Raw genomic sequence first — 12,354 nt, 5'->3', positions numbered from 1 at the left:
TCCCGGGGATGGGTGTGATGGCGGAACCGATTGTTGAACTGCAGGGGATCGGCAAGAGCTTCGTCGAGGGGGACCGTGAGCGCGTGGTCTTTCGCGACGCCGCGCTCGCCATCACGCCTGGCGAGTGGGTGTTTCTACTGGGGCGGAGCGGTTCCGGGAAATCCACCCTCTTAAACCTCTTAAGCGGCATCGATCTCCCCGACCGCGGCGAGGTCCTGATCGAGGGGCGTGCGCTGAACCGCATGAGCGAGCGGGAACGCACCCTTTTTCGCCGCTACCATATCGGCTTCGTTTTCCAGTTCTACAACCTGATCCCGACCCTCACCGTGCTTGAGAACATCCTCCTTCCCCTTGAACTTTCCGGTCAGCTCACCGATTTGCACAGGACCCGTGCCCGCGAGCTCCTTGACGCCGTAGGCCTTGCCGACCGCGCGGGCGCCTTCCCGGATCGTCTCTCCGGCGGAGAGCAGCAGCGCGTCGCCGTGGCCCGTGCCCTCGTGCACGAGCCGAAACTGGTGCTTGCGGATGAACCGACTGGAAACCTGGACGCGGACACGGGGCGTCAGGTGCTCGACCTTTTCCAGCGTCTGCTCAGGCCGTCCGGCACCACGCTCGTCCTTGTGACGCACAGCGGCGAGGTGGCCTCACTTGCCGACCGCGTGCTCACCATCAGAAACGGGGTACTGGTAGAGGTAGAGGCAGGGGCCCGGTCATGATCCTTTGGCGTGCCGGGATGCGCAACGTCATGCGGCACCCCTGGCTTGCCGTCCTCGCCGTGCTCGGGGTCGCCCTCGGCGTCGCCGTAGTCACCGCGGTGGATCGCGCCAACGAGTCCGCCCAGCGCGCCTTCCGCATCGCCGCCGAGACCGTCGCCGGGCGGGCGACGCACCAGATCGTCGGCGGCCCGACCGGGCTTCCCGAGGAGCTCTACCGTCGCATCCGCGTCGAGCTTCGTTTGCGCGGTGCGGCTCCTGTCGTGACCGGTCACCTGCAGCTCTCCGGCGTCACCTTCCAACTAATCGGTATCGATCCCTTTTTTGAACCGCCCATCCGCTCCTTCTCCTCGCGCTTCACCGACAAAGGCGTCCTCACGGACCTGATGACGAGGCCCGGCGCGGTGCTCATGCTGCGCGAGACCGCTGCGCAACACCACCTGACGCGCGGCGCCAGCGTTCCTGCCGCGGTCGCCGGGGTTAGGCGGGAGCTCCACCTCGCCGGGTTCCTGGAGCCTCCCGATAGGGTGAGTCGCGCAGCGCTCGCCTCGGTGCTGGTCTGCGACATCGCCACCGCCCAGGAACTTTTGGGGCAAGTGGGACGCCTCACCCGCATCGACCTGGTGGTTCCGGAAGGGGAGGGGGGCGAGCTGGTCCTCGGGCAGGTGCGCTCCGTGCTCCCGGCCGGGGCGGGGATCGTCCCCGCCGGTGCGAAGGCCGGTGCCCTGGACCGGCTGACGCGTGCCTTCCGGCTCAACTTGACCGCGATGAGCCTCCTCGCCCTTGTCGTCGGGATGTTCCTGATCTACAACACGATGACCTTCTCGGTGATCCGCAGGCGGCGCCTGATCGGGATGCTGCGGGCCTTGGGCGTGAGCCGCGCCGAGGTCTTCACCATGATCTGCGTGGAGGCGCTTATCATAGGCGTCGCCGGTACTCTGGTCGGCCTCTTCGCCGGTTTTCTGCTCGGCTCGGAGCTCACGAGGCTCGTCACCAGGACCATCAACGACCTCTACTTCGTTACCGAGGTGCGCGGTGCGCCGCTTCTGCCAGGCACGCTCGTCAAGGGCGCCCTGCTTGGCGTGGTCGCAACGCTTGCCGCGGCCGTCCCGGCAGCGCTGGAAGCGACTTCCGCGCCGCCGCGCGCCGTGCTTTCCCGTTCCGTGGTCGAGTCGCGTCAAAGAAAAAGGGTGCCGCGTGCGGCCGCCTTCGGGGCCTTTTTGCTCCTCGTCGGCGGTGCTCTTCTTCTTTTCGAGCGTGGGGGTATCGTCGGCGGCTTCGCCGGGCTCTTCGTCCTCATCATCGGGTACACACTGCTCGTTCCCGCCGCCGTACTGCTCATCACCTCGCTGCTTCTCCCTGTCGTCACCCCCTTTCTCGGCTCTATCGGCAGGATGGCTGCACGCGGCGTGGCGGCTTCTCTTTCCCGAACCGGGGTTGCGACGGCAGCGCTGGTTGTGGCGGTCGCGGCCGGTATTGGCGTCGGCATCATGGTGGGGGGCTTCCGCCTCACCGTGCAAAACTGGTTGCAAGATTGGCTGCAGGCCGATATCTACCTCACCTCCACCGACCGCGGCGGCGGGCGTTACCGCCCACCGCTTGATCCCGCATTGGTGCGCCGCCTCCTGTCGCTTAGGGACAAGGCCCAGGTGACCCTATCGCGGCGCGTACTGATCGAGGGGGCGCAAGGGGGCACCGAGATCTTCTCGGTCGATGCGCCGGAGCGCACCTTCGCGCGCTATCCCTTCAAGAAAGGGGACCCTGCACAGATATGGGGGCGCTACAGCCGCGGGGAGACGGTGCTCGTTTCCGAGCCCTACAGCTACCGTCATCACGTGGGACCCGGAGACAGCGTCACCCTGCGCACCGCCCGCGGTCCGAAGCGCTTTCCGATCGCCGGCATCATCTACGATTACGGAAGCGATGCGGGCATCGTCATCATGAGCCGGCGCGCCTACGTGGATAACTTCAATGACGAAAGCGTGGACGGCATGTCCTTTACCGCGTTGAACGGGATGCAACCGGAGCAGCTGCGGACCATTGTGCTTGAACAGGTACGGGGGGAGGAGGTGACCGTGATCTCCAACGGCGAGCTCCGCCGGGCGACAGTGGAGATTTTCGACCGCACCTTCGCCATCACGGGCGTCTTGCGCATGCTCACCATGCTGGTCGCCTTCGTGGGGATACTCTCGGCCCTCATGGCGATGCAGGTGGAGCGGGCGAGGGAGCTGGCCGTGATGCGTGCGGTGGGGCTCACTCCGGGGCAGGTCTGGGGGGTGATTTGCGGCGAAACCGCCATCATCGGCACCATCGCCGGTGTTTTATCGTTGCCGCTTGGGATCATAGAGGCGCTGGTGCTCATCTACGTGATTAACCTGCGTTCCTTCGGATGGACCATGCAGTTCGCCGTGACGCCTGGCGAACTCGCGGAAGCGCTACTGCTATCCCTGAGCGCCGCTCTTATCGCCGGCATCTACCCATCCTTAAGGATCGCGCGCACTTCTCCCGCGCTTGCACTCAAGGAGGAGGACTGACATGCGCCGTGACGCCGGAAGATTCAAGGTCTGGTGGAAGGGCGCCTTTTGCGCCGCTCTCCTCGTGCTTGTGGCGCTTCTTGTCCTTCGTCAGTTCCAGAATCGGACCAGGGGCGCTCTTGAGGAAGGTGGGCTCAGCGTGAGCCAGGCGCTCGGGGGGAGTGCCGATCCCGGTTACTTAAGAGCTGAGAAACCGCGGCGCTTCACGTTCCCGGCGGACCACGGGCCGCATCCGGGCTTTCGAAACGAGTGGTGGTACTTCACCGGCAACCTGACCGGAGCCGACGGACGCCGTTTCGGTTACCAGCTCACCTTTTTCTCCACCGCCCTCACCCCACATGCCGCAAAAAGGGAATCAGCCTGGGGTGCCGACGACGTTTTCATGGCCCACTTTGCGGTCACCGACGTCAACGGGAAACGCTTTCATTTTGCCGAGCGCTTCAGTCGTGCCGCGCTCGGGCTTGCCGGTGCCGCCGGTGACCCCTTTGCCGTGCATCTGGAGGACTGGAGCGCACGGCAATTCAAGGCGGGCCCGTGGGGCGTGCGCCTTAGCGCCGCGGACCGCGACATGGCCATAGACCTCGATCTCACCGCCGTTAAACATGAGATCTTGAACGGGGAAGGGGGGCTCAGCAGGAAGAGCGCCTCCCCGGGCAACGCCTCGTATTACTACTCGGTCCCGAGACTGTCTACTGCCGGCGTCATCCGCGTAGGCGGGGAGCGCTTCACGGTGAACGGGCTTTCCTGGCTGGACCGGGAGTGGAGCACCTCGGCGCTTGAATCGGGACAGGTAGGGTGGGACTGGTTCGCCCTGCACCTTGATGACGGCCGGGACCTTATGTTTTACCAGTTAAGGCGCCGCGACGGCAGCAGCGATCCTTTCTCCGGCGGCACGCTTGTGGCGGCCAATGGCGGCACCAGGACGCTTAAGCGGGAAGATGTGCGGCTTGAAGTCGCATCCTGGTGGACCAGCCCGGAAAGCGGTGCGCGCTATCCTGCACTCTGGAGATTACGGGTTCCCTCGGCGCACCTCGCACTGGAGGTCGTGCCGAGGCTTCCGGACCAGGAACTCAGAACAGGCTTCCGCTATTGGGAAGGGGCCGTGGCGATCAAGGGACTACAGGGAAGCCCGAACGGTTCAGGTTATCTGGAGATGACGGGTTACCGGACTGGTGAGGGCGATACGGGGCACGCAGGCCAAGACGAGCGAAAGAAATGATTGCAGCTTGTGGGATGGGAGGTGTTGACCGAACGGTCCTGAAACGAAAAAAGGACCTAGGAGAGTCCTAGGTCCTTTGTAAATGATGGTGGAGCTACGCGGGATCGAACCGCGGACCTCTTGAATGCCATTCAAGCGCTCTCCCAACTGAGCTACAGCCCCATCTAAGGAGCCATGTTTATAGCAAACGGCGCATGGGGTGTCAATAGATAATTTTCCACTGGTTGCAAAAAAGAATTACTTGTTCAGCCGCTCTGGTGGCGGCTTCACGCTGGAACTCCTCGTTAGGAACCCTGTATGTTGTGGCATGCACGCAACGTCCTATTTTTCGAAGTTATATAAGAATACCGCCCCTCCAAACATGCTTTTGCGGGGTTCCGAACCAGCTGCTTCGATTCTCCCTATACAGTTACAGCCAGAGTTGCCGATAAGAGTAGGTAACGTGCCGGTTGCATGCGTCGTGGTAGTGCGATAGTTTTGACTGGCAAGCTTAGCATCGGTCCTACAAATTCCCACCATGTGAAACAGTAGTCGTCCACAGACCCTTTCTCATGTTGCCGGCCGAACACTCTTAACACCCGGGAGACAGGCTGAGGTGAACCAACTGCAACAAATACTCTTCTTCAGAACCAGCAACGCCAACGTCATCAAAATCAGGGGGATGGTTACCGCCGTTGTATGGACCATCCTCATAGCGAGTGCGGCGACCTGGACGGCGCATCAGGCGCGTCGGCAGGCGCTCCAGCTCGCGGAGACCGAGGCCAAGATTTCCCTCGCGAAAGACCTGGCATTCAGGAAGTGGGCCTCCAAGCGCGGCAACATGTACCTGCTGCAAGGGCCGCTCGTCACCCCCAGCCCCTTTTTAAACCACGTCCCCGACCGCGACATAAAGAGCACGGAAGGGCACGGGCTGACCCTGAAAAATCCCGCCATGATCATGAACGAGATAACCGGGGAGGCACCGCAACTCTACGGTGTGCGGACCAGGATCACCTCGCGGCTGTACCTGAACCCGGTGGACGCCCCGGACGCCTGGGAGCAGACCGCCTTGTTCATCGTTGAGGGGACTCGTGAGGATTACCACGGTCTCGTCGCCATCGATGGGAAGCCGCACCTGCGCATGATGCAGCCCATGATCATGGAGCAATCATGCCTTAAATGCCACGCCTGGACCGGCATCAAGGTGGGAGAGCTTCGCGGGGGGACAGACGTCTCCATTCCGCTTGAGCCGTTCTATGCGGCGGCGCGGGCGCAGACGCAAGGGGTCCTGGTGAGTTACGCGGCTCTCTGGTTTCTGGGGATTACCGCCATCGGGTTCATCACCCGGCGCACCATGGTTCTCGAAGTCGAGCGCTGCGACCGCGAGGCCCAGGTGCGCGAGAAGAACCTGCAGCTCGAGACCGAGGTAACCGAGCGAAAGAACCTCGAGAGCGAACTGCGTAACTCCCACCGGTACCTGCTGAACATCATCGACTTCATGCCCGACGCGACCCTCATCATCGACAGGGAAGGGCGCGTGCTGGTCTGGAGCCGGGAACTCGCGAGACTCACCGGCGTTCCGTCCGAGACCATGATGGGTAAGGGCGACTTCGAGTATGCTCTTCCTTTCTATGGTCAGCGGCGGCCGATGCTGGTCGACCTCGTTCTTAACCCCAACGTCGAGGTGGAGGAACAGAACTACGAAGGGTTCGCCCGTAACGGCGACATAGTACACGGCGAGTGCTTCGCTCTCGGGCGTGGTAACGATGCCGCCTACCTCACCTCCTCCGCCTGCGTGCTGCGCGACAGTAAGGGCGAGGTCATTGGCGCCATCGAGTGCATCCGCGACACCTCTGACCAGATGAAGGCGCAGAGACGGATAAAGCTGCTGGCGAAGATTTTCAATGAAAGCGGTGAGGCGATCGTTATAACCGACAGCGAGAACCGCATCATCGAGACCAACAGGGCGTTTGAGCAGTTCACGGGATATGTACGGGATGAGGCTCTCGGCAAGAACCCGAGGATCCTGAAATCCGGGGTGGAGGACAAGACCTTCTATGACACCATGTGGCGTTCCATCCTGGAGACCAACTACTGGCAGGGAGAGATCTGGGACAAGCGCAAGGACGGCACCCTTTATCACAAATGGCTCACCATCACAGCGATCCGCGGGCGGGGCAACCTGATCACCAACTACTTCGCATCCTTCTCCGACATAACGCAGCGCAAAGAGGCGGAGCGGCGCATCGAGCAGCTTGCCCACACCGATACGCTCACCTCGCTTCCGAACCGGCACACCCTGGTGGAGAGGCTCTCACAGGCCCTCGAACAGGCGAAGCGCGGCACGCACCAACTGGCCGTCTTCTTCGTAGACCTGGACCGCTTTAAGACCATCAACGATACGCTGGGCCACCATGTAGGCGACCTGTTGCTCAAGGAGGTGGCCGCAAGGCTCAAGAGCTCCTTGCGCGCGGAAGACATCGTTGCCCGTTTCGGCGGCGACGAGTTCGTCGTGGTGCAGCCGCAGATACGGTCCCAGATCGAGCCTGCGCATCTCGCCGAGAAGATCCTGCAGACGGTCTCCGCGCCTTACTTCCTGGACAACAACACGGTGTACACGAGCCCAAGCATCGGCATCAGCGTCTTCCCGCACGACGGCACCTCGGTCTCCGAGCTTTTCAAGAACGCCGACATCGCCATGTACCATGCCAAGGCGGCCGGCAGGAACACCTACCAGATGTTTACCCGTGAGATGCACACCGCCGCGCGGCAGAGACTTGCCATGGAGAACAACCTGCGCAGTGCCATCACCAATGACGAGTTCGTGCTGCATTACCAGCCGCAGGTGGAGGCGGCCACCGGTAAGGTCGTCGGCTTCGAGGCGCTCGTGCGCTGGCTGAGCCCGGAGGCGGGACTTGTTTCCCCCGAGCGCTTCATCTCCATCGCCGAGGAAACCGGCCTCATCCTCGAGATCGGCCGGCATGTCTTCGAGATGGCATGCGAGCAGGCTGCGAAATGGAAGAAAGCCGGTGTGCCGTTCGAGAAGATCAGCGTCAACCTTTCTGCGCGGCAACTGCAGCAGCCGGACCTTCCCGAGATGCTTGCCACCATCATGGCGCGGTACGAGGTCGAGCCGGGCATGATCGAACTGGAAGTGACCGAGAGTATGACTATGGAGCGTCCGGTGGAAAGTATCAGGATCCTCGGCGTCCTGAAGAGCATGGGGATAGACCTAGCCATCGATGATTTTGGCACCGGGTATTCATCGCTGAGCTATTTGAAACTCTTCCCGGTCGACAAGCTGAAGATAGATCGTTCCTTCGTGAAGGATATCGAGATAGACCCGGATGATGCGGCGATTGCGTCGGCGACCATCGCCATGTCGCATTCTCTGGGTAAAAAAGTGGTCGCGGAAGGGGTGGAAACCGCGGCACAACTGGAGTTCCTGGTGAAACACGGCTGCGACATCATACAGGGATATCTTTTCAGCAAGCCTCTCTCAGCAGACGATGCCGTTGAGTATCTCAACACCCTTTGAGGGATAGGGAAAGCAAAAGAAGTTGGTATTGCTGGCAAAGTGACTTGACCAGTCTTCTTTTTACTGATATAAGGTTGGTCTCTTTTCGCAAGAGATATTAGAAACCGCTTCATAAATGCCGGAGTGGTGAAATTGGTAGACGCACTGGACTCAAAATCCAGCGGGGGCAACCCCGTGTCGGTTCGACCCCGACCTCCGGCACCATACAAAAAGACGACGGCTTGGCCCATTGAGGGCTAAGCCGTTTTTTTTGTGTTTCAGTCGATCATCCTGACCTTTAGCTACAATCACTTCAGCTATCACTGAGAGAGTGAAAGCCAACCATACCCTTAGACGCGTCCCCTCAGACTTTCCTTATTCTGACATGAAATCCATTTAGTTACTGGTATAGTGTCTCAGACAATTAGTATGGCAAACCTCCACTGTGTTTCTGCACCCCGGCTATTCCAACCGTCAACGTTTTAATAATGGGAAGGGATCACTTTCATGGACGCCTCAAGCTACCAGGAAATCCGGGAACTGTTCGATAACTACATTCGGATGTACTCGACTCGCGACGATCTGCTGACGGCCTGGTTCAGTGACGATTTCTCGGGCATAACCGGTAGCGGCGATTATCTCGTGAAGGATCGTGAGGCATGGGTCGCGGTCACCCGTCAGGACTTCGCTCAGGTCAAGGACCCCATACACATCGAACTGAAGGATCTCTCGATCCAGTTGCTGGCCGAAACCATCGCGGTGACCAGTAGCACCTTCGTCATTCATCTTCCCATCGAAGAGCACATACTGTCGAATAAAATTGCCCGCCTCGTGCTCATATTCCGAAAGGAGGAGCCCGGCTGGAAGATCTCCCATAGCAGCATCTCTATCTCATTCGGAATCGCCGACGAGGGGGAGATCTATCCGCTCAAGGATCTGCAAGATCGCAACCGGCAACTTGAGGCGCTGGTTGCCGAACGGACCGGCCAACTCTCGGAGGCGAATGAAAAGCTTAAGCGGGTAAACGATGATTTGGCACGGGAGGTCGAAAAACAGAAGGCGGCCGAATTGGCCAACGCGAGGCTATTGCTGCGCCAGCGGGCCATTTTGGACAATCTGCCGATGATGGCCTGGCTGAAGAACACCGATGGCAGGCTGGAGATGATCAACGAAAAGTACGCGAGATCCGCCGGTCGAACGGTGGAGGAGTGCCTTGGTAAAACTGACTTCGACCTCTTCCCCGCGGATATGGCCGCCGATTACGTGGCGGATGACCGTGAAGTCTGCGCATCTGGAAAGACCAAGCACGTGGAGGAGCAAATTGTGACCCCGGCTGGGGCCAGATGGCATTCCACCTTCAAGACCCCCCTCTTCGACGAACTGGAAAGGGTGGTAGGAACCACAGGCATCGCCCAGGACATAACCGAGAGAAAACGGGCGGAGGAACTCCTCTCCTATGCCACCTCGCTGACCAGCGCCGCCCTCGAATCCACTCCCGATGGGATCCTGGTCGTCAACCGTAACATGGAGATCGTGCGCTGGAACCGGAAGTTCGCCGAACTCTGGGATGTCCCGGAGGAACTACTGGTCACCGGCGTGAGTGACCCCATTCACCCCTTCATCGCCTCCCGGATACTCAAGGCTGACGAGTTCCTGGCCAAAGTGCATGGGCTCTACGCCCGCCCGGAAGCTTCAGGCCAGGACCAGCTGGCCCTCGTCGATGGACGCCATTTCGACCGCTACACCCAGCCCTTGAAGATTGGTGACGAGATCGTGGGTCGCTTCTGGTCCTACCGGGATGTGACTGATCTCAAGAAGCACCAACTGGAACGGTTACGGATAGAAAAACTAGAATCGCTTGGCCTCCTTGCCGGCGGCATAGCACACGACTTCAACAACATTCTGACCGGCGTCATGGGTAACGTCTCTATTGCGCAGCTTTTCCTGGATCCGGGCCATAAATCGTCCAAGGCGCTGGAGGAGGCGGAAAAGGCCTCGGTGCGGGCCACTGAGCTCGCTCGCCAGTTGCTCACTTTCGCCCGTGGAGGGGAGCCGGTAAGGAAGGTGGTTTCCCTGCCTACCATCGTCAACGAATCGGTGGAGCTCGGCTTGAGCGGGTCCAACGTGAAGGGGATGATCGATATCCCCGAGCTGATCCATGCGATCGACGCCGACGAGGGCCAGATGTGCCAGGTCCTGCATAACATAGTTATCAACGCTTCGCAGGCCATGCCAGGTGGCGGTACGCTGGCGGTGACCGCCCGTAACGAGAGCCTTGCCGGTGACAACGATTTAGGCCTCGCTTCAGGAAGCTACGTCAGGTTGACGGTGGCCGACCAGGGGTGCGGCATGACCGAAGAGGTGATGGCCAAGATTTTCGATCCTTACTTCACCACCAAAGCGGGAGGAAACGGACTGGGGCTGGCTTCCGTCCATTCAATAATAACAAGGCATGGCGGACATGTCGGCGTCGCCTCCGCTCTCGGTAGGGGAACCACCTTCACCATTCACCTCCCTTCTATCGGGGAGACGTATCAGGCCCATGCAGCCGAGGCTGCCACCCAAGCGGCTGGCTATCAGCATGGGGGAGGAGTGGTTCTCGTGATGGACGATGAGGCCATGATCAGGGATTTGGCGGCCTTGATGCTGGTGGAGTTGGGCTACCGGGTAACCACCTGCGCCGGGGGCGCCGAGGCAGTCCAATTGTACGAAGACGCCTTCCGGGCGGGTACACCTTTCGCGGCAGTGATCATGGACCTCACCATACCGGGGGGAATGGGTGGGAAGGAGGCTGCGGAGAGGATTCTCGCCGTGGATGCAGACGCCAACTTGATCGTATCAAGCGGATACTCCAACGACCCCATAATGGCAGAATATCTTGCCTACGGGTTCCGAGGCGCGGTGGCCAAGCCTTACACGATCCAGAACCTGAGGCAAAAAATGACATCTTTGGACACTGAAGGGCGAGAGTTGCCGTGACAGTCACGCAAAAAAGTCAAAAGCTTACGGTGAGCACTTGCCCCCGACCTCCGGCACCACAAAACAAGACATGGCTTGGCCCCTTGAGGGCTAAGCCGTTTTTTTTGTATCTTCAGCGATCCATCCACTTGAGTGTTAACATCTTGAGGATTCTAAAATCCTTGTAAGACGGTAACACATAGGTTACTTTATGGGTGGATTCCGTGTCGAAGAATATCTACGCAAAGATGGAACGAGCCCGTACGAGGAGTGGTTCCTGAGCCAGGATACGCTGAGGCAGCGGCCAAGCTTTCTGTCGCTAAACTGAGAATGGAGCAAGGCAATCTCTCCAATGTGAGGTGGCTTCGAGGCATTGGTGAGTATCGCATTGACTGGGGGCCTGGATACCGCGTTTACTGCGGGCGCGAAGGCGACAGGCTGATAATTCTCTTGGGTGGCGGCACCAAAAGAGGGCAACAAAAGGACATTGAGCGTTGCCTTCTGTTATGGAAAGAGTATCTGGCGCGTAATAGGAGGAAATAATATGGCGTTAACTCGGGATTTCAAAGAAACCGTAAAGAAAAGGGTCGAAGAGGACCCTGATTTTGCCAAGGCGCTATTGCATGAGGCTATCGATTTGTTGCTCGATGGTGACTCCGCCACTGCGAAGTTGATCCTCCGTGACCTGATCAATGCCACAGTTGGATTTGAGCAGTTGGCCTGTGAGGTGCAAAAACCGACAAAGAGCCTGCATCGTATGCTCTCGGTTAGCGGTAACCCCACCATGGAAAATCTCTCCGCCATCTTCGCCACTATGAAAAAGGCATTGCACGTCAGGGTGGTGACAACGGTGACCACCGCCTGAGTAGGGACTTATGCCAATCACACAAGACATAAAGAAAATATCGTTATTGTTAACACTGCTGTTTACCGGCTGTGTTGGAATACCGGATCGGGTGGAACCGGTTCACGATTTCAAGGTCCAGAACTACCTCGGCAGGTGGTACGAAATAGCACGGCTTGATCACTCCTTTGAAAGAGGGTTGACCCGGGTTAGCGCGGATTACAGCCTTCGGGAGGACGGCGGTCTGAAGGTCGTCAATCGAGGCTATTCAGAGAAGGAAAAACGTTGGAAAGAAGCCACAGGCAAGGCCTATTTTGTTAAGGCGCAGGACCAGGGTTATCTGAAGGTTTCCTTCTTCGGACCGTTTTACGGTTCCTATGTCATATTCGACCTGGACCATGACAACTACCAATATTCCCTCGTCTGCGGTCCTGACAGGGGGTATCTATGGATTCTTTCCAGAACGCCCCGGATAGAAAATGCTATAAAAGAACGTCTGGTTGCGAAGGCTGCCGCATTAGGCTTTGATACGAGGAAGTTGATATACGTTTCCCAGGATTGAACCCATTCAATTTAGACGCCGCGCTTAA

At 59.3% G+C, this 12,354-nt stretch carries 8 protein-coding genes and 2 tRNA genes; 9 read left to right on the top strand and 1 reads right to left on the bottom strand.

Annotation, left to right across the window (positions count from 1 at the left end; genetic code table 11):
* Positions 1–17 precede the first annotated feature (17 nt).
* From E8K79_RS02575 to E8K79_RS02565, 3 genes are read left to right on the top strand one after another with little or no spacing between them, the layout of a single operon-like run.
* The gene (locus E8K79_RS02575) at positions 18–716 is read left to right on the top strand and encodes an ABC transporter ATP-binding protein (RefSeq protein ID WP_136513351.1); all 699 of its coding nucleotides are present in this window, start codon (positions 18–20) and stop codon (positions 714–716) included.
* Positions 713–3,247 (top strand): ABC transporter permease, encoded by a 2,535-nt coding sequence (locus E8K79_RS02570; RefSeq protein WP_136513350.1) that lies wholly within the window; start codon positions 713–715, stop codon positions 3,245–3,247. The genes E8K79_RS02575 and E8K79_RS02570 overlap by 4 nt, the downstream gene beginning before the upstream one ends.
* Before the next feature lies 1 nt (position 3,248).
* Entirely contained in the window at positions 3,249–4,466 is a 1,218-nt protein-coding gene (locus tag E8K79_RS02565; RefSeq protein ID WP_136513349.1) for a lipocalin-like domain-containing protein, read from the top strand.
* A gap of 86 nt (positions 4,467–4,552) precedes the next feature.
* On the opposite strand, the gene E8K79_RS02560 is transcribed toward E8K79_RS02565, so the two are convergent.
* A tRNA-Ala gene (locus E8K79_RS02560) sits at positions 4,553–4,628 on the bottom strand.
* Positions 4,629–5,061: 433 nt separating this feature from the next.
* Between E8K79_RS02560 and E8K79_RS02555 the strand changes: the two genes are divergently transcribed.
* The 6 genes from E8K79_RS02555 to E8K79_RS02530 all read left to right on the top strand — a co-directional run bounded on the left by E8K79_RS02555 (position 5,062) and on the right by E8K79_RS02530 (position 12,326).
* Complete coding sequence (locus E8K79_RS02555) at positions 5,062–7,983, top strand: EAL domain-containing protein (RefSeq protein WP_136513348.1); 2,922 nt, start codon at positions 5,062–5,064, stop codon at positions 7,981–7,983.
* Between the two features lie 117 nt (positions 7,984–8,100).
* Positions 8,101–8,187 (top strand) — tRNA-Leu (locus E8K79_RS02550).
* Between the two features lie 282 nt (positions 8,188–8,469).
* On the top strand, positions 8,470–10,941 hold the full coding sequence (locus E8K79_RS02545) for a PAS domain-containing protein (protein WP_136513347.1): 2,472 nt from the start codon (positions 8,470–8,472) through the stop codon (positions 10,939–10,941).
* 309 nt (positions 10,942–11,250) lie between these two features.
* Positions 11,251–11,463 carry a type II toxin-antitoxin system RelE/ParE family toxin gene (locus tag E8K79_RS21770; RefSeq protein ID WP_246043744.1) on the top strand — a complete coding sequence of 71 codons (213 nt, stop codon included), beginning with the start codon at positions 11,251–11,253 and terminating at the stop codon, positions 11,461–11,463.
* A 1-nt stretch (position 11,464) separates the two neighbouring features.
* Positions 11,465–11,785 carry a helix-turn-helix domain-containing transcriptional regulator gene (locus E8K79_RS02535; RefSeq protein ID WP_136513346.1) on the top strand — a complete coding sequence of 107 codons (321 nt, stop codon included), beginning with the start codon at positions 11,465–11,467 and terminating at the stop codon, positions 11,783–11,785.
* A gap of 10 nt (positions 11,786–11,795) precedes the next feature.
* On the top strand, positions 11,796–12,326 hold the full coding sequence (locus E8K79_RS02530; RefSeq protein WP_136513345.1) for a lipocalin family protein: 531 nt from the start codon (positions 11,796–11,798) through the stop codon (positions 12,324–12,326).
* Positions 12,327–12,354 lie beyond the last annotated feature (28 nt).

Source organism: Geomonas edaphica, from assembly GCF_004917075.1.
GTDB lineage: Bacteria > Desulfobacterota > Desulfuromonadia > Geobacterales > Geobacteraceae > Geomonas > Geomonas edaphica.
This window is presented reverse-complemented; position numbering and strand designations above follow the sequence as displayed.

Excerpts from the sequence above, each read along its gene's own strand:
- E8K79_RS02545 (WP_136513347.1), top strand. The coding sequence starts at position 8,470 with ATGGACGCCTCAAGCTACCAGGAAATCCGGGAACTGTTCGATAACTAC.
- E8K79_RS02565 (WP_136513349.1), top strand. The coding sequence starts at position 3,249 with ATGCGCCGTGACGCCGGAAGATTCAAGGTCTGGTGGAAGGGCGCCTTT.
- E8K79_RS02535 (WP_136513346.1), top strand. The coding sequence starts at position 11,465 with ATGGCGTTAACTCGGGATTTCAAAGAAACCGTAAAGAAAAGGGTCGAA.
- E8K79_RS02530 (WP_136513345.1), top strand. The coding sequence starts at position 11,796 with ATGCCAATCACACAAGACATAAAGAAAATATCGTTATTGTTAACACTG.
- E8K79_RS02570 (WP_136513350.1), top strand. The coding sequence starts at position 713 with ATGATCCTTTGGCGTGCCGGGATGCGCAACGTCATGCGGCACCCCTGG.
- E8K79_RS21770 (WP_246043744.1), top strand. The coding sequence starts at position 11,251 with ATGGAGCAAGGCAATCTCTCCAATGTGAGGTGGCTTCGAGGCATTGGT.
- E8K79_RS02575 (WP_136513351.1), top strand. The coding sequence starts at position 18 with ATGGCGGAACCGATTGTTGAACTGCAGGGGATCGGCAAGAGCTTCGTC.